This window comes from Mucilaginibacter sp. (assembly GCF_028288185.1).
GTDB lineage: Bacteria > Bacteroidota > Bacteroidia > Sphingobacteriales > Sphingobacteriaceae > Mucilaginibacter.
Genome location: NZ_JAQBOF010000004.1, coordinates 269967 through 288462, shown reverse-complemented (window position 1 = coordinate 288462; position 18496 = coordinate 269967). Strand labels below are relative to the sequence as shown.

General features: G+C 42.2%; 17 protein-coding genes and 1 pseudogene. 3 read left to right on the top strand and 15 right to left on the bottom strand.

What is annotated here, in order from left to right; translation table 11 throughout:
- From JWQ34_RS02200 to kbl, 9 genes and pseudogenes are all read right to left on the bottom strand, one after another.
- A pseudogene (locus JWQ34_RS02200) lies at window positions 1–1387 on the bottom strand (TonB-dependent receptor); the annotation flags it as partial.
- A 243-nt stretch (window positions 1388–1630) separates the two neighbouring features.
- Window positions 1631–2410 carry a hypothetical protein gene (locus JWQ34_RS02195; protein WP_299353261.1) on the bottom strand — a complete coding sequence of 260 codons (780 nt, stop codon included), beginning with the start codon at window positions 2408–2410 and terminating at the stop codon, window positions 1631–1633.
- Window positions 2411–2751: 341 nt separating this feature from the next.
- The gene (locus JWQ34_RS02190; protein WP_299353259.1) at window positions 2752–3144 is read right to left on the bottom strand and encodes a protease inhibitor I42 family protein; all 393 of its coding nucleotides are present in this window, start codon (window positions 3142–3144) and stop codon (window positions 2752–2754) included.
- Window positions 3145–3216: 72 nt separating this feature from the next.
- Complete coding sequence (locus JWQ34_RS02185; protein WP_299353256.1) at window positions 3217–3798, bottom strand: TetR/AcrR family transcriptional regulator; 582 nt, start codon at window positions 3796–3798, stop codon at window positions 3217–3219.
- Between the two features lie 3 nt (window positions 3799–3801).
- On the bottom strand, window positions 3802–4215 hold the full coding sequence (locus tag JWQ34_RS02180; protein WP_299353254.1) for a hypothetical protein: 414 nt from the start codon (window positions 4213–4215) through the stop codon (window positions 3802–3804).
- A gap of 4 nt (window positions 4216–4219) precedes the next feature.
- Window positions 4220–5254, bottom strand: coding sequence for a phenylalanine--tRNA ligase subunit alpha (gene pheS, locus JWQ34_RS02175; protein WP_299353251.1), 1035 nt, complete (start codon window positions 5252–5254; stop codon window positions 4220–4222).
- A complete protein-coding gene (locus JWQ34_RS02170; protein ID WP_299353249.1) occupies window positions 5254–5661 on the bottom strand; it encodes a PIN domain-containing protein in 408 nt (135 codons plus the stop codon). Before JWQ34_RS02170 ends, pheS begins: the two co-directional genes overlap by 1 nt.
- Window positions 5658–5918, bottom strand: coding sequence for a DUF6364 family protein (locus JWQ34_RS02165; RefSeq protein WP_299353246.1), 261 nt, complete (start codon window positions 5916–5918; stop codon window positions 5658–5660). Before JWQ34_RS02165 ends, JWQ34_RS02170 begins: the two co-directional genes overlap by 4 nt.
- 43 nt (window positions 5919–5961) lie before the next feature.
- On the bottom strand, window positions 5962–7152 hold the full coding sequence (kbl, locus tag JWQ34_RS02160) for a glycine C-acetyltransferase (protein ID WP_299353243.1): 1191 nt from the start codon (window positions 7150–7152) through the stop codon (window positions 5962–5964).
- 123 nt (window positions 7153–7275) lie between these two features.
- On the opposite strand from kbl, the gene JWQ34_RS02155 reads away from it, so the two are divergent.
- Both JWQ34_RS02155 and JWQ34_RS02150 read left to right on the top strand, forming a co-directional pair.
- Window positions 7276–9765 (top strand): DUF5686 and carboxypeptidase regulatory-like domain-containing protein, encoded by a 2490-nt coding sequence (locus tag JWQ34_RS02155; RefSeq protein WP_299353241.1) that lies wholly within the window; start codon window positions 7276–7278, stop codon window positions 9763–9765.
- A 125-nt stretch (window positions 9766–9890) separates the two neighbouring features.
- Entirely contained in the window at window positions 9891–10862 is a 972-nt protein-coding gene (locus JWQ34_RS02150) for a rhodanese-related sulfurtransferase (RefSeq protein ID WP_299353238.1), read from the top strand.
- A gap of 52 nt (window positions 10863–10914) precedes the next feature.
- On the opposite strand, the gene JWQ34_RS02145 is transcribed toward JWQ34_RS02150, so the two are convergent.
- From JWQ34_RS02145 to JWQ34_RS02120, 6 genes are all read right to left on the bottom strand, one after another.
- Window positions 10915–12678, bottom strand: a complete 1764-nt coding sequence (locus tag JWQ34_RS02145; protein ID WP_299353236.1) for a DUF885 domain-containing protein — start codon at window positions 12676–12678, stop codon at window positions 10915–10917.
- A 158-nt stretch (window positions 12679–12836) separates the two neighbouring features.
- The gene (crtD, locus tag JWQ34_RS02140) at window positions 12837–14306 is read right to left on the bottom strand and encodes a 1-hydroxycarotenoid 3,4-desaturase CrtD (RefSeq protein ID WP_299353233.1); all 1470 of its coding nucleotides are present in this window, start codon (window positions 14304–14306) and stop codon (window positions 12837–12839) included.
- Window position 14307: 1 nt separating this feature from the next.
- The gene (locus JWQ34_RS02135; RefSeq protein ID WP_299353230.1) at window positions 14308–14739 is read right to left on the bottom strand and encodes a type II toxin-antitoxin system VapC family toxin; all 432 of its coding nucleotides are present in this window, start codon (window positions 14737–14739) and stop codon (window positions 14308–14310) included.
- On the bottom strand, window positions 14736–14966 hold the full coding sequence (locus JWQ34_RS02130; protein WP_299353227.1) for a hypothetical protein: 231 nt from the start codon (window positions 14964–14966) through the stop codon (window positions 14736–14738). The genes JWQ34_RS02135 and JWQ34_RS02130 overlap by 4 nt, the downstream gene beginning before the upstream one ends.
- Window positions 14967–15127: 161 nt before the next feature.
- Window positions 15128–15682: a type 1 glutamine amidotransferase domain-containing protein gene (locus tag JWQ34_RS02125; RefSeq protein WP_299353224.1), complete on the bottom strand. Its 555-nt coding sequence runs from the start codon at window positions 15680–15682 to the stop codon at window positions 15128–15130.
- A gap of 277 nt (window positions 15683–15959) precedes the next feature.
- Entirely contained in the window at window positions 15960–16967 is a 1008-nt protein-coding gene (locus tag JWQ34_RS02120; protein WP_299353221.1) for an aspartate-semialdehyde dehydrogenase, read from the bottom strand.
- A 584-nt stretch (window positions 16968–17551) separates the two neighbouring features.
- Here JWQ34_RS02120 and JWQ34_RS02115 point away from each other — a divergent pair.
- A complete protein-coding gene (locus JWQ34_RS02115; RefSeq protein WP_299353218.1) occupies window positions 17552–18496 on the top strand; it encodes an NAD-dependent epimerase/dehydratase family protein in 945 nt (314 codons plus the stop codon).

Here is an 18496-nt window from a genome sequence, read left to right as displayed (position 1 = left end):
CCGTCACTGAGAAGTTGCCCGGCACGCCTTTGCCTTTACTGTCTTTTGCTTCTAAATTAATGTTGATATGCTCTTTGCTTCTATAGGCGCTTTTTACTGTTTTTACATCAAGTTTCATCAAGTCATTGCCGCGGATAAAAGCAATACGCTCATTCAGCGGCTCGCCATTATTATTGAAGATGGTAAATTGCGCTATGCCTGTTGGGAATGCTTTCTTATCCAGCCAAACAGATGTAATAGCCTTTTCTATTTTTATAGGCGATGCAAATATGGTTTCGCCGCTGGTATGGGCGACTAAGTTCAGGAATACTTTTTGCAAACCAGCCGAAGCGCCTATCCTCACCAAAACACTGTCATTATTTGGCTGATAAACGCTTAGTACATAACCTTCGCTGGCTGCTTTTGGCAAGACTATGGTTTTTGTTGTACCATCGGCAAAAACGATGTTGGCATTGTAAGTTTTACCTGCCTCGGGTCTTAATAAAAAACTACCCATGCCTGCATGCAGGGTTTCTATTTCGGCTACTTCCTTATTTTCATTATCTGTTATCTTTCCTTTTATGGCGATACCTGCGCCATCTATGCCCACGGCTTTAAAAGCCACCCTTGAGGCTATACCGTTAACTAAACTACCACTCTCGGGGAAAAACTGCACATCGCTTTGCGATAGCGCAGCTTTTATGGGGAAATCGCGGGTTATGGTGTTTTTGTTGCTGCCATCAAGCGTAGTAGTGATGTAGGCGCCGCTCAAATCCACATGGTTTTCATTAGTGATCTTTACCTGTATATTCCCTTGCGTATTTGTTTTTGTGGATGTTGACCAGGCCACTTTTTTATTGATGATGATCTGGTAATGCACATCCTTGCCGGCAAGGGGCTTGCCTTCGTCATTAGTGTAATTCAGGGTGGCGGTCAGAACGGGTTTGCCGTCTATGTCTTTATATTGGTAATCGGCTTTGGTGATGATGTTGTGGCTTACAATGTTGCCCACGGTAAAAGTTCGATCGAAAAAATAATCTTCGCCCGCGTTACGCATCCATTGGGTATAGGCGCGTATGCGGTAGCTGCCCTCTTTAAATTCATCGCCTAAAGTAAAATCGCCTATTACCATGCCGGTAGTTATGGGTAATTTTAAGGCACGGATAACAGAATCTTTCTCGGTTATCAGATCGACATATAACGAGCCGCTTAGTTTGGATAGCTGGTGCCTGCTGCCGATGGTTACATAGCCTTTAAACCAAATGGTATCGCCTAAGGCATAATACGGTTTATCCAGGTGCAGGTACACTTTTTCCTGTGGGATGGTGTCTGTCCAGCGCTGTAGCGAGGCAACAATTTTAACCAGAGGATCTTCATCGCGGGGTATAAAAGCTAATAACAGCAACATCGAACAAAATAGCCCGAATTTAACTGGAAGCCGGGAGAATATCCGCAATAAATGGCTGATATACATTAGATGGGTGATTAGGTATTATTGGTTAGAATAAATATATAGATATTATTCTGACAAAGTATTATCCGTTGACAATAAATGACTTATAAGTATGTGCCAACACATAGCCACGACCTTTAAAAACAAAAAAGCGCCCCGACAAATAGGCGGGGCGCTTATAGCTGAGTATATTATTACTTATTGTTTAACATACGTACCGGTAAGCAGGTTGATGATGTAAACAGTTGTACCTACGGTTAAAGCAGCGCTATTATTGCCGCTAAATACCATGGTACCGGTATAGCTAAAAGTGCCTTTGGCTGATGAGCCTGATATAGTAACGGTAGCCGTACCGCTAACAATATTACGTGCTGGTTTTGATAGTAATACATTGGTGGCGGTAATTTCCACATTGCTGCTGCCGGTTGCTTTGCCACCTACTTTAGAGGTGAAAGCGCCCTTGCGGCTGTATTTGCCATTAACAACAAAGTTGGTAGCATTGGTGGTTAAACCGCCAATAGTAACATTTGCTGTGCCGGCATCAACCGAGGTAATGCGCGGGCCGTCAATGCTGCCTTTAAAGGTAATGGCGTTGGCCACATTATCAGGCTGACTGTTGGCATTACAGTTTAGCGTACGCATAAACTTGTAGAAGTAGCTAAACGTAACATCATTGGTTTTACCCGATGCCGAAATACTATCGGCAACGGTAGTTCCGCAGGTCTGGCGGGTGGTATTGGTTGTAAGCGAGTTAACAGATTGCCCGCCCACACTACCTACCGAAGTAAGTGTTTGCGCATTTACGCCAACATTATCGGCAACGGTAGCAAAGCCGAATGTGTTTGACGATACCGAGCTTGCAGCCATGTCGGCGGCTTCATCGATGGTTACGGCGGTACTGGTGCTGGTGTCTGATTTTTTACACGAAATGGCAAACGCCACTAACACTGCAATTAAAGTGAATTTTAACGCTTTCATAATTTTAAGGGGGTTATAGTTAAAAAATGTATGGTTATGTACGACTTTACTTAATTGTAATAATTTAGTTACAAAGATTGTTTTTATTATTTTAATATACAATACTTTATACGAAGGAGTTGCGTGGTTTGTTATGGGAAAGTTTTCGGTTCTACGTCTCCTGATAGCTATCGGACCACGGCGTGTTTTGTTTCACGAAATAGCCGTCCGAAGTCAGCGGAATTCGTACAGCGCGGTTTGTTGGTGCGGCGCTTCTCTCCACGCGTCATTGCTGTAAGGACGTGGTGGGAAGAAAAGCAATGACGTAGTGGGAGGTGGGACTATTGATGAGCTGGACGCGCTTACTCAACCTTAATTGTACTATTAAACAAAATCTTACTACTTCCGCCGAATCCTGAGTTTCTTAACTTAATTGTTGTTGTACCGGTTGTTAATGTGTTAAACGTCCAGGTATCTGTACCTGCACTTCCAATTAATCCAGCGGGCGGATTTATATGTCCGTGGGTAACTACGTTTAATACACTTGTGTCAAACTCCCAGCTACCCGGTTCATAGTATGGACTGTTACCAAATTCAAGCGTTACGTAAATAACCTTGCCTTTTTGCACGGTAGTAATTTTGGCGGTATCTGCATTAGATAGTTTAACAATATCAGAGTAATCCTTTTTACAGGAAACTAACGCGAAAAGCGCGGCGAAAAATAATAGAGCGAGTGTTATTGAAGTCTTTTTCATGGTTTAGATGATTTGCTTTTTTATGATAATACGCAGATGCATCACCAAACGCTACAATAAAACTAAAAAAACTTAAATAGTAATAGCTGCCTTTACCAAATAAGGCAAAATTTCTTTCTGGAAGGATACAAAGTTTTTTCGCACATCACTATCGCTTACTGATGTAAAGGCAAAACTAAACACAATGCTTTTGCTGCATTTGATCAGGAAACGCATGCGTTGCTGATAGTTATCCGTTTTGCGGATAGCGGTTATACGGGTGAAGGACGCCATGAGCAGGTCCTCCAGCTCATTACTCAGGTTCTTTAAAAAATCCTGCGAGTTCGCGCTTTCACGGATGAAGTCCCAACCGATAAACTCGTTACACACGGTATAGCTCAATCGGCAGGTTTTCATGATCAGGTTGCCCAGGTGAGTTTCCTCGTCCATTTCGGGATGGTTCGACAGGATCAGGTCGTCAACACTTACGCGAATATAATCCATCAGCAAGGTATGCAGCACGTGCTCCTTACTGTCAAAATATTTGTAAATAGTAGCTTTAGCAATCTTGGCCCGTTTGGCAATTTCGTTCACACTGGTTTTGTGGTATCCAAACTTGCGAAACAGATCTTGCGCGGCGCGTTTAATGCTATCTTTTATTTTATCGGCTTCCATGTATCAGTTCTGTACAAATATCTCAAAAGCGCTGACATTTACAGCATACTCCTTCAATGATTTTATAGCCGGGGCCTTAACTGGCGTACCATCCTGTAACAACCACTTGGACGTACTGCACGGGTCTGAGCAGGTTAACGTGGGATTATCAAGCGTTACGGCGCATTTATTTTGCGGCAGATAGGCGCTGCAACGGTCGTAAGCGGCATAGCTCCCATCGGCCCGGCGAAATAATATCAGCCCGGCCACGCCATAACCGTTAATAATTACCGCGCCATTGGTATTGTGCAGGGCATTCAGTCGCGGGTCGGTCAATGCCATCTGGAAATTAACCGAAACATTAGGGACGTAATCGGTTGATTTGCCGCAGGCAAAGCAGCTTAAAATAAACACGGTTAGTATCCCTAATTTCCTCATCCTACTATATAATCTCTGTCTGGAACTGCTTTAAAAAGCGTTCATCATTCTCACTAAATAAACGCAGATCGCGTATAACATATTTTAAGTTGGCAATACGTTCCATACCCATGCCAAAAGCAAAGCCGGTATATTTTTTACTGTCGATACCGCAATTCTCTAACACGTTAGGGTCCACCATGCCGCAGCCCAATATCTCCACCCAGCCGCTGTATTTACACATATTACAGCCCGCACCCTTACAAATGGTGCATGATATATCCATTTCGGCCGAAGGCTCGGTAAACGGAAAATACGATGGACGGAAACGCACCTGCGTACCTTCGCCATACAGTTCCTGCACGAAATGATAAAGAGTTTGTTTCAGATCGGCAAAAGATACATTCTCATCAATATATAACCCTTCAACCTGGTGAAAGAAGCAATGCGCCCGGGCAGATATAGCCTCATTACGGTAAACACGCCCCGGCATAATAGCGCGGAACGGTGGTTTACCATTCTCCATCATCCTAACTTGTACAGACGAGGTATGGGTACGCAAAGCGATATCATCTTTACCGGCATTTTTCTTGATGAAGAAGGTATCCTGCATATCACGCGCCGGGTGTTCCTCCGGGAAATTAAGGGCCGAGAAATTGTGCCAATCGTCCTCGATCTCCGGGCCTTCAGCAACAACGAAACCTAAACGTTTAAATATATCAATGATCTCATTGCGCACCAACGACAACGGATGACGCGAGCCAACCTGGAAACCATCACCGGGCAGAGTAAGATCAATATCCGAGTTTTGAGTTGTGGGTTCTGAGTTATGAGTTTCTTTTAACTCATTGTATTTAGCTTCGGCCAGTTGTTTAAACTGGTTCAATACTTTACCAAACGTGCGTTTCTCCTCAGGGCCAACGTTTTTAAATTGCTCAAAAAGATCTTTTATCAATCCCTTGGTACCTAAAAATTTTATACGAAACGTTTCCAGCTCATCCGCATTAGCGGGTGCGAAGGCGTTGATCTCGGCAGTGTATTGATCTATTTGGTCTTGCATTATAATGTTCTTAAAAATTGTTCAGGAGTTAAAACCGGGATAGTTGATTCTTTATAGTCTTTTATGTTTCTTGTGATGATAACATCTGCTTTCGCATTTTTAGCAGCATAATATTGAACGGCGTCCTCAAAATCATTTATTCCACTTTTTAAAGCCAGGTCTATTATCTCTTCGCTAACGTTTATTATTGATAGAATTGACCTTAGTTCTTTCAATAATGTAAATTTGTTAGACCTGTCATATCTGTCTAAAAAATAATGAACATTCACAAATACGACCGATGAGGTTACTGCCTTGACTTGTCTGTTTTGGATTAAATTTATAATATTCAATGCAGGCAAAATAAATCCGGGTCTTTTTAGTGTTGCATCTAATAAGATATCACTGTCTAAAAATATAACCCTCACGATCCGTATTTTTCTTCAAGGTGCTTATGATATTCGGCCTTATGGTCAAAATCAAGCACCGGATCGCCTGCAATAGTAAAATGTTTAACTATATCTGCCAATTCATCTAAGCTTTTCATCCTGAAAGGCTCGCGTTCCATTTCAACTTCTTTCTTAAAAAAGGTCTCGGCTAATTTTGAAATACTTGTATTTCTTTTTTTAGCAACCCGTTTCATTTGCTCTATTATTCCTGGTTCAATATTTAACGTTAATTTCATAACAATTGAATTTATACGTACAAATATAAAAAATCTATACGTATTATTTTATTACTTCTAATTCCTTACCCACTTTGGTAAACGCGGCAATGGCTTTATCTAAATGCGCCTTATCATGCGCGGCAGAGATCTGTACCCTGATACGTGCTTTACCTTGTGGTACTACCGGGTAATAAAAGCCTATCACATAAATACCTTCTTCTAACATCCTGGCGGCAAACTGCTGCGCTAGTTTAGCATCATACAGCATAACCGGCACTATTGGGTGTACACCAGCTTTTATATCAAACCCCGCATCAGTCATCGCTTTGCGGAAATATTGGGTATTACTTTCCAGCTTATCGCGCAGTTGGGTGGTTTCGCTCAGCATATCCAATACTGCTATTGATGCGCCGGTGATTGCCGGAGCCAAAGTGTTCGAGAACAAGTACGGCCTTGAGCGTTGGCGCAGCATATCAATTATTTCTTTCCTGCCTGATGTAAATCCACCCGATGCCCCACCTAAAGCTTTACCTAGCGTACCGGTAATAATATCTATCTTACCCATTACATTATGATGCTCGTGCGTTCCCCTGCCGGTTTTACCCATAAAGCCCGAGCAATGGCTCTCGTCTATCATCACCAACGCATTATATTTTTCGGCCAGGGCGCAAATTTTATCTAGTTGAGCAATTGTACCATCCATAGAGAACGCGCCATCAGTAACAATAATACGGTGACGCAAGCCAGCGGTTTCCTGCAACTTAGCTTCCAGGTCGGCCATATCATCATGCTTGTAGCGCTGGCGCTGGGCCTTGCATAAGCGCACACCGTCAATAATAGATGCATGGTTCAATTCATCAGATATAATGGCATCCTGGGCATCAAACAAAGGCTCAAACACACCACCGTTAGCATCAAATGCAGCGGCGTAAAGTATGGTATCTTCGGTACCTAAAAACTCGGCTATCTTTTTCTCCAGTTCCTTATGGATATCCTGCGTACCGCAAATAAAACGTACCGATGATAAACCGTAACCATGGGTATCCATCGCTTGCTTGGCAGCTTCAATAACACGCGCATCGCCGCTTAGACCCAGGTAATTATTGGCGCAAAAATTTATTACTTCTTGTCCGCCCTGTACGGTAATATCAGCACCCTGCGCCGATGTTATGATACGTTCTTTTTTATATAAGCCTGCCTCTTCTATTGCTGCAAGTTCCTGTTGCAAAACCGGTTGTAGTGTGTTATACATGATAAAAGTTAATTTTTTCAAAATTAAGCATAAACTGGCATTTAGCTTCAAAACCGCGTGTTTAAAATAATAATAGTTGCCGGCGCAAACAATTAAGCCTTTAAAACCTTAATTGTGTACTGTATGAATAGATTTTTACTATCGTTTTTTATGCTGATGAGTGGTTTAGTTTTTAAAGCATCAGCGCAGCAATTTATTCTATCAGGCCGCATAACCGATACTAAAGGCACACCAATATCCTTTGTTTCTGTCTACATCCGCAATTCTACCTATGGCACTACTACCAATGAGGATGGCATATATAGGTTTAAACTAGAGCCGGGTACTTATGATGTGGTTTACCGCTATGTTGGTTATAAAGAACGAATAGACAAGGTAACCATAACAGATCATAACGAACAGCATAATGTACAAATGGAGACTGATGTATATCAGCTTAAACAAGTATCGATTGCTGCTAAAGGCGGCCGCGATACGGGTGCAATGAGTATAATGCACAAGGTGATTGCTAAAAGAAATTATTATTTAAATGAGATCAACTCCTACTCGTGCGTTATTTATGTAAAAGGGGTGCAAAGACTAACCAGCGCACCAAAATCACTTTTAAGGCAGGGCGTAGCCAAAGTTTTAGACCTGGATACCAATGGCAGGGGAATATTATACCAATCAGAATCACTATCAAATTTTGATTATGAGCGGCCCAATAAAGTAAAAGAAGTTACCATATCTACCCGCATGGCGGGTATTACACCTACATTTAGCTACAACAAGGCATCCGACCTTCAGGGCAATTTTTATAAAAACATTTTCACCATTAATGGTTTAAGCAGCCGTGGATTTATATCGCCGGTAGCTGGTAACGCGTTCCATTACTATAACTATAAACTAGCCGGAATAGCTAATGAAAATGGTAAAACAATTTATAAAATTGAACTTGTTCCGCGCCGAAAATATGACCCGGTATTTAGGGGCAACATTTATATAGTGGAGGGCGATTGGCGCATTTACAGTGTCGACCTGCAATTAACCAGCAAGGATAACGCGCTTAACCTGGTTGATACCATGCAAATAAGCCAGCAATATGTGCCTATAAAAGATAGCACCTGGATGCCGGCATCTATACAATATGCTTACAAAGGCAAAGTATTAGGTTTTAATTTTGAGGGATATTATATTGGCATTTACAATAACTATAAGTTTAATATTACCCATCCGCCCGGCTATTTTACCGGCGAAATACTAAAAATTGACACCGCGTCCAATTCTCAAACGGCAGGCTATTGGGATAAAAACCGGCCGGTGCCGTTGACTGCGCAGGAAACCCGTGACTATCAAAAAAAGGATAGTATAGCTGTGATACAAAAAACAAAACCCTACCTGGATTCTTTACAAAAAAGCAAGAACCGCGTTTTACTTATACCCTATACTGTATTTGGTTTTACAGCTACCAGTCGTGACAATAAGGACTCGCTTTACGTATATCCATTTTTGCAAACGTTGTTTTACAACACGGTTGAAGGTTACGGGCTTAACTTAAAAGTACGGTACTCCAAAACGTCTGATGATTTTAAAACGTTTAGCATTTCGCCGGCTGTGCGATATGGTTTTGCCAACAAAATGTTTAGCGCCAATATACACTCATCTTATACCTATGATCCTTTTCATGCCGGCGAGTTTTTTGTCAACTTTGGCACCGACGTGCTCGATCTGAATAATGTGGGTACGCGCTCATTGTACTTTAACACCTTGAGTACCTTATTGAGCGAAAACAATTATGTTAAATATTACCGTACCGAATTTGGCTCGGTTGGATATAAGCGAGAACTGGCTAATGGGGTATTATGGTCGGCTAGCTTATCTTATGCCAATCGTACCCAATTGTACAACAACTCCTACAATCATATTTTCACCAATTCAAAAACAGATTATACTTCAAATAATCCGTTAGCTCCGGCAGGTACATCGGCTGACGACCGCTCATTCCTGTTTCCGCAAAACCAGGCATTTACTTTTAATACATCCGTTAAGTTTACGTTTAACCAGCAATATATTACCCGGCCAACAGGCATAGTTTACCTGGAACCACGTTACCCTACGGTTACGTTAAATTACCGCAAAGCTATTCCCGGCGTTTTCGCATCAGATGCTGATTATGATTTTGCTTCGGTTGATGTTTCTAAAGATCATATCCGGATAGGTTTATTGGGATATTCTTCTTTCAAATTATCAGCCGGCGATTTTTTTAATCGAAACGCGCTTTATTATATGGATTATAACCACTTTTTAGGTAACCAGGGTACAACGTTCGACCCTACCTATGTAGGCAGTTTCCATTTTTTACCCTTTTATATTTACAGTGCAAATAGCGCCTATGCCGAGGCTCATTACCAACATAATTTCTCGGGATTTATATTAAAACAGGTTCCGTTTTTAAGGAAACTGAAATTGGAAGAAGTAGTAGGTGCCAATTACTTAACCGAAAAGAACAACCCCAATTATTCGGAATTTTATGTGGGCCTGCAACGCCTTATTTTCAGGGTTGATTATGGCGTATCTTATGCCGGCAATAAAAAGTATTTGCAGGGGATAAGGATATTCTATGGAATACGTTAAGCTGAAAGGCAAAAGCTAAAAGCAGAAAGCTTTATCAACTTCTATGCTTTAGCCTTTTAGCTTTCAGCTCAAAACATTATCTTTGCCCTTCATTTAACGCCGTTTGCAGCGGCATCAATGATTTTATGGGAAAATATAATACACTACTTTACTATTGTTATTCGACAATAGCGGATGCGGAGCAATTTGCTGCCGATCATTTAAAATTTTGCAAAGAGCTTAACCTTACCGGGCGTATTATTGTTGCCGAAGAGGGATTAAATGGCACCGTTTCGGGTTCTGCCGAATCATGTAAAACTTACATGGATACCTTGCATGCTGACCCGCGTTTTGCGGCTATAGACTTTAAAGTTGACGAGGTGGATACGCCATCATTTGTAAAAATGCATGTGCGTTATAAATCAGAGATTGTACACTCAGGCCTGCGCGATCCAAACATTATCAATCCGCAGCAAAAAACCGGCAAGCATTTAGAGCCCAAAGAGTTTTTGGAACTGAAGAACAGCGAGGATGTTATTATACTTGACGTACGCTCCAACTACGAGCATAACCTGGGCAAATTTAAAAATGCTATAACGTTGGATATCGAGAATTTTCGTGATTTTCCGGATAAGATCAATGAGCTTGCCCAATACAAGGATAAAAAAATAGTTACCTATTGCACCGGCGGCATAAAATGCGAAAAAGCATCGGCCCTGCTATTACACGAGGGTTTTACTGATGTTTACCAACTACACGGCGGTATTATTAAATACGGCAAAGAAGCAGGCGGCGAGGATTTTGAAGGTAAATGTTATGTGTTTGATAATCGTTTATCGATTGAGGTAAATAGCGTTAACCCGGTGGTGATATCAACCTGCTACAACTGCGGCAAAACCACCGGGAAAATGATAAACTGCGCCAACCCCGAGTGCAACGAACACTTTACCCAATGCGATGACTGCGGCACCACCATGGAAGGCTGCTGCAGCGATACCTGTAAAGAGCACCCGCGCAAACGTATTTATGATGGCACCGGGTATTATGTAAAAGTACCGCAGCCGGTTAATTTGAAGAAACAAGAGTCAAGAGATAAGAATCAAGACTTGGTGGTTTAGTATTGTTAACCAGTTTCTTGATTCTTGTCTCTTGATTCCTGACTCTAAAACCCTATTTCTCTTTCGGTACAAAATCGTTCATTACCGCTTCACGCAATAGCGCCGGTGGCAATATGCCCTGTGCCAATACAAAGTCATGAAATTTTTGCTGATTGAATTTCGCGCCTAACGCGGCCTCTGTATCCTTACGTAGCCTTACCATTTTGGTGTAGCCATAAAAATAACTGTTAGCCTGTCCGGGCGAGTTTAGCGTATAACGCTCCACCTCTTCCTGCGCAAAGGCATGCGACTGTACCACATCGTTCATCAATACGGCATAGGCCTGTTTTTGGGTGGTGATTCCGGCCTGTAGCTCGGGATCCAAAAAGGCGCGGGCGCAACGCAGCAGGCGATAATCCAACGAGATCAGCTTACCTTCAATCGGCATATATGGCAAGGTTATCGACTCAGAATACAATCCCCAGCCCTCAACATTGGTCGAGTTGAAAGCATACAACGCACGTGCTTGCGATACACCTTCTTCAACCATCTTATCAAACTGTAATTCGTGGCCGGGGCGCGCTTCGTGAGCTATCAATGTCCATGAAGCCGCATCGAAGGTAAAGTCGTCATACTTGTCTTCTTTAACACCTGCAGCAGCCGGCATATTTAAAGGCAATACAAAAACGCCGCGCTGGCCGGTGTTATTTAAAAATGGTGGCGGCACCATGTGCGGGGCAGGTTGCTGCGCAGTCTCGGCAGCAGACGCCAGCCTAATAATTGCCGGCCTGTTAGGCAATGTAACCAAATGATGCTCACGGATGATGGCTTCTATATCTGCCAAATGGCGATGATAAAGCGGCATAATAGAGTCGCCTACTATCTGGTCTTTCTTCAGATATTTGATTACATCGCGGTAATCGCTTGAAGGCAGTTTATATTTTTCGGCAATTTTTTTTGCCAAACCACCCATTTGCTTTTGCAGATCGTTAAACATAGCATGGGCCATTTTAGCCAGCTGTGCAGGCGGAATATCTATCCCATAGTTTTCTAAAGCCAGTTTATATTCTTCGGCAGGCAATCTAAAATCTGTGCGCGATTTAGGAAGTATCGTGGTGCGGATCCAGCCATCATAACTGCTTAATTGTTTTTTTATAATGGCGTAAGACTGCTCCCAGCCGGTCAGCTTGTATTTTTTAAATAACTCGCCAATACCATCCAACATGCTTACATCATGCTGTAATGATACTTCAACATCCTGTTTTGAAGGATAGATGACGCCCGGCTTGGCCATTTGTTGTTGGATGCGTTGCTTCATAATATCAACAATAGGCGTGTATCCTTTTTCTAAACCGGCGTATTTGCGCAGGCGTACCAATGCTGCCTGGCGGCGCTCGGGCGCGGTTTGGTCGTCAAGCAGGGTTTGCAGCCCGCCAAACACGCTGCCGGTAGCATTTAAAAACGGCACTCTTTTTTGCAGTCCGTATAACTCACTCCTTATCCCCAGTTCTGATTTAGTTATGAGGATATTCAGGTCCTGCTTAACAAATTCATCGGTTTCGGTTTGGCGGGCCGCTTTTAGTTTGACAATTGCAGCCAGGCGTTCTTTTCGCGCAGCAGTGCCGTTGGCCAGTGTAGGTACAGATATCTGCTCGTCATACACAGCCAGGCCCTGGCGTGAGCCAAACTCGGGCGAATATTTTTTATCAATATCCAGTAAGATCTTTGTATAGTCATTTGATTTGGACACCCAGACTTTGGTCTCGGGTGTTTGGGCGTTTACTGCAAAGGGCAGCAGCGCAAGCGCCATAATAGTTAAGCGATTGATAGTTTTCATACAGGCTAGCGGTTTTATTTTTTGTAAAAAGGGAAGATACGGAGAATGTTGTAAGAAATAAAAAAATCTGTTAAACAGATATGCCGAGGATGTAAACTGCTTACTCAGTGCGTGTAGAAGATCCTTCGCTCTAGCTACCCATGACATGTTGTAACGCGTTATAAACTTTCGCTGACAATCTTAGCTGACAACAAACATAACGGTATACCACCACCCGGATGCACACTACCGCCAACAAAATACAGGTTCTTTATTTTGGATGATTGATTAGCATGGCGCATAAAGGCGGCATATTTACCGTTGGAGCTGGTGCCGTAAATTGACCCTTGGTAGGATAAGGTTTTACTTTCAATACCGCGCGGGTCGAGCACGGTTTCACTAATAATGAGTTTGCTTATGTTTTCGTTTAACAAGCTGGATAGTTTGGCTAATATATTTTTACGGGCATCGGCTATCAGGTTGTCCCAATCCTGCCCTGTATTTGCGGGGACGTTTATCATCACAAACCAATTCTCGCATTCCGGCGGGGCATCTTTTGGTTTGAGCTTTGAAGTGATATTGAGGTAGACTGTTGGGTCGTGATAAATTGTTTTTTGCTGCCAGATATGGTCGAACTCGGCCTTATAATCGGCGCTAAAAAATATGTTATGCAGATCAAGTTTGGCAAATTTTTTATTTATCCCCCAATAAAACACCAATGCCGAACTGCTGCGCTCCTGCGCTAATATTTTTTCAGGCTGAAGTTTTGGATAACCGCTTAACAGCTTGTTATAAGTAAACCAAATATCCATGTTAGATACCACCACATCGGCATTAATAACCTCGCCTTTAACTTTTATCCCGGTCGCGGTCTTGCCCTTTAAAACAATCTCATCAACCGGCGAATTATAATTGAAATTAACGCCCAGCATCACCGCCAAATTAACCAGGCTGGTAATAATGCTATACATACCCTCTTTAGGAAAATACGCCCCAAATTCCTGCTCCAAATGCGGAATCACATTTAACGTTGCCGGTGCGGTGTACGGGTTTGAGCCATTGTAGGTAGCATACCTATCATAATACTGCACCATACGCTCATCCTTAAAAAAGCTTTGATTAGCCTGGTGCATGGTGCGGCCGGTATCTAGTTTTTTTAAGTTGAGCAGCGCCTTAAAACCCTCTTTAGTAAAGAAACTTTTTAAGCCCAGGAAAGCTCGCTGTAAAAACACGGGATTAGTTAGCTCATAGATCTGCGCGCTATTGGCCATTTGCTTTTCCAGGGCTTCGGCTGGCTCGCCAATATGAGTAGTTATTTCTTTCTCAAACTTATCCCTATCGGCATAGGCTGTTAATTTGGTACCGTCCTCATAAAAATATTTGCACGTAACGTCCAGCTTTTGGTATTGGAAATAAGCCGATGCCTCTTTACCGGCCAGTTCAAAAAGCTCGTCAATATATTGTGGCAGCGTAAGCAGGCTGGGCCCGGCATCAAACCTAAAATTATCTTTCTTAATTTCGGCCAGTTTACCGCCGGGGGTGGCGCTAGCTTCAAATACATCAACCGTATAGCCTTTAACAGCTAAACGGATAGCGGTTGCAATTCCGGCTATACCTGCACCGATTATGATGGCTTTTTTTGAAGACATACTAAACAGAAGTCTTAATATTTTCAGAAACCAAAAAAAGGTTTAGTAATTTATCATTTGTTAAAGCTATATCGATAGATTGGCTAACAATACAAGCAGTAGCAAGTTGTATTGCGTCTAGCGTTCGTAGACCTTCAATACCATGTTTTTCGATTAGGCTTTTTGCTAAATTTATAATTTCTGCTTCTATCGGTATAAAAGTATATTTTTCTTCATCAGCAATAAATGCATCTAAAATATCATGTACGTTTTGGAGTGTTAAGCTTCCTGTTCGTGCTTTTTTATAAATCGCTGAAAAGAATTCAACTTTTGAAACTTCGGAAAGGAAAATCTTAGTTATCGTATAATTGGCTAATACTTTATCCAACTCGATTGTACCTTCTTCCTTAAAATACAATTTAATTAACGTGGACGTATCTAAGAAAAGTTTCACAATGCGCTTCTTCTTTCCTCAATAACTGCATCAGAAAGACTTCCTTTAACATCTTTTAGTAATTCCCTCGATTTGGCGAACGAGAAATCATTAAATGTTAAACGCTTTTCTTTTGGATCGGCATCGATATCCATAAAAGTAACAATCACTTTAACCGACTTGTCAATATTTATAGGCTCATCCAATGTGATGTTCCCATTACGATATGTTCCGCTTAATTGTACCATAATCAAATTTACTAAAATCTGATCAAACAAAAAAATTGACCTTCATTTCAAACGGAGAAAGAAATCTTAAGACTGCCAGGTAGCTCGTATAAGATTTCTTACTCGTTCCTCGTTTCGAAATGAAAATAGCGCAATTTGTTCCCCCTTCAGGGGGTTAGGGGCTACACCTCATGATGCACACCTTCCGCAATCTCCTCGATCATCTTTTTATTAAATGCGGGCAGATCGGCAGGGCGGCGGCTGGTTATCAGTCCGTTGTCTACCACAACCTCTTCGTCAACCCATTTGGCACCGGCGTTTTTCAGGTCGGTTTGCAGGGATGGGTATGAGGTGAGTTTACGGCCCTTTAACATGCCGGTTTCTATGAGTACTTGCGGGCCATGACAGATGGCAGCCACAGGTTTACCATCTTCTAAAAAAGCAGATACAAAGGCGACCGCATCTTTATTCTGCCGCAATTTATCGGGGTTCATAACACCACCGGGCAATACCAGCGCATCATAATCATCGGGGCTAACCTCGCTTAGCTCCTTATCTACATCAACCGTAATACCCCAGTCGGTTTTATCCCATGCTTTTATTCGCCCACTTTGCGGGGATATTATATGTACCGTTGCTCCGGCATACCTTAATGCCTCTATCGGACTGGTTAACTCCACCTGCTCAAATCCTTCCTCGGTTAGAACAGCTACTATTTTATTACTTAAGACTGCCATAATAGTATAGATTTTAAATTTATCTCTATAAATATTACAGGTGGGTTGATGGATGGTTTTGGGAAAGTTGAGAAAAACACATCTGTCATTTCGAAGCGCAGCGAGAAATCTTATACGAGCGACTATACTGCCAAGCAGGGTGTTTAAGATTTCTCACTCGTTCCTCGTTTCGAAATGACAGATGTGGTGAAAGGATGATATAACAAAAAAGGGATAACCAACCGGCTATCCCTTTTTAATATTAGTTCCCCCTTCAGGGGGTTAGGGGGTTAGGGGGTTACGCTTCTACCGCCTGCCCTACCAAATGTTTAGCTACCAAATACTCGGCAATTTGTACAGCGTTGGTTGCCGCGCCTTTGCGCAGGTTGTCGCTCACTATCCAGCAATTTAAAGTGTTTGCCTGGCTCTCATCACGGCGGATACGGCCTACAAAAACCTCGTCTTTATCATGGGCGTCAAGCGGCGTTGGGTATTTTAAATTGGCTACGTCATCGGTAACAACAATGCCCGGCGCTTTGCTTAGTATATCTCTTACTTCGGCCAGGTCAAAATCGTTAGCAAACTCAATGTTTACCGACTCTGAGTGCCCACCCATAACCGGGATCCGTACCGTAGTAGCCGTAACACGGATACTGTCATCGCCCATGATCTTGTTGGTTTCTTTAACCATTTTCATTTCCTCTTTGGTGTAGCCATTCTCGGTAAATACATCAATATGAGGTAAAACGTTCAAGTCAATTTTGTATGGGTATGCCATTGGGCCGTCAATACCGGCACGCTCATTCATTAACTGGTCTACCGCCTTAACGCCGGTACCGGTTACTGATTGATAGGTTGATACAACCACACGTTTAATTTTATATCTATCGTGCAATGGTTTTAAAGCCACTACCATTTGTATGGTCGAGCAATTTGGATTGGCAAATATCTTATCTTCGGGAGTTAACACAGCGGCATTAACTTCGGGCACAACCAGTTTTTTGGTTGGGTCCATACGCCAGGCTGATGAATTATCAATAACCGTAGTACCTGCTGCTGCGAAAAGCGGAGCCTGCGCCAATGATGTGCTGCCACCTGCCGAAAATAAGGCGATGTCAGGCCTCTGTTTTATCGCATCCTCAACAGATATTACCTTTATAGCCTTACCCTTGAAAGTGATCTCTTTACCTACACTTTTTTCTGATGCGACTAATAATAGTTCTGTAATGGGGAAGTTGCGTTCTGCTAGAACCTGCAACATTTTAGTGCCAACTAATCCTGTGGCACCTACAACTGCGATTTTCATTGTGTTAAATTGTTTGTTAATTGTAATGAAGCTTCCTGCGGAGGTTTCATTGTGTTAAATTGTTTGTTAATGTTATGAAGTTGCCTCACGGCGGTTTCATTTTGTTTAAAACGTTAATTAATAATTATTTATTGAAAGGCAAATATCGGACTTTTTTTTATTGACTATGTATTATTTATGTAAATGATGCAAGAACCCTTTTAACGCCACCATTAAATTCCCCAAATTTTCGTATATTGTTAGGAGTTCTATTAAATCCGGCTCCATCGGCCATCACAAAAAAATGCACATTTGATTTGTCTCAAAATCAACCATTCGTTCTTTGATTTTAATTTAATTCATTTATTTTCAATATGTTATATAAGAAAATAACTGTCAGTATAAGCGTTCATACCCGATAAATAGTAAAAATTACTACCGGCAAAACACCTGATACCCGAAAAACGCTTAAAATTACTACCGGCATAGCCCCCGATGCCCGAAAAATGCCTGTTTTAACTACCGGTAATAATTAAGATACAGGTGTGAAATCCACGCAAATCATTTCATGCAAATTTTTACCTTTGCTGCAACTGATACTCAATATGAATGAAAAGATAATAGTGCTTGGCTCTAACGGCCAAATAGGCACTGAATTGGTTATGAACCTACGCGCTAAATATGGTAATGACCAGGTTATAGCATCCGATATCCGCAATACTGATAACCCCGTTATAAACGCCGGGCCATTCGAGCTGGCTAATGTGCTGGATAAGGACAATCTGCATAAACTGTTCGAGAAACATCGCCCTACACAGGTTTATTTACTGGCTGCCATACTATCTGCCGTAGGCGAACAAAAACCAAAACTAGCCTGGGATTTGAACATGAATGGACTCATTCATATACTGGATCTTGCGGTCGAGTTTAAAACTGCCAAGGTTTTTTGGCCAAGCTCTATCGCCGTTTTCGGGCCGCATTCGCCGAGAGAAAATACGCCGCAGTTTTGCGTGATGGATCCAAACTCGGTTTATGGATTTAGTAAACTGGCAGGCGAGCGCTGGTGCGAGTATTATTATACTAAATATGGGGTTGATGTGCGCAGTATCCGTTACCCCGGCCTGATAGGCTGGCGATCTGAACCCGGAGGCGGCACAACAGATTATGCAGTTGATATTTTTCACCAGGCTTTGGCTAATGGCAAGTATGAAAATTTTCTTTCTGCCGATACTGCTTTGCCAATGATGTATATGGAAGATGCCATTCGCGCTACTATGGAGTTGATGGAAGCACCCGCTGAAAAATTGACCATCCGTTCATCGTACAACTTAGGGGGCATTAGTTTTACACCTGCGCAATTATCCGCAGAAATAAAAAAACACCTGCCTGATTTCGAGATAAGCTACGCCGATTTTGACCCCCGCCAGGCCATTGCCGATAGCTGGCCAAAAAGCATAGACGACACTTACGCCCAAAACGATTGGGGCTGGAAACAAAAATTTGACTTGGGCAGCATGACTGCGGATATGTTGGAAAACCTGAAAAAGTAA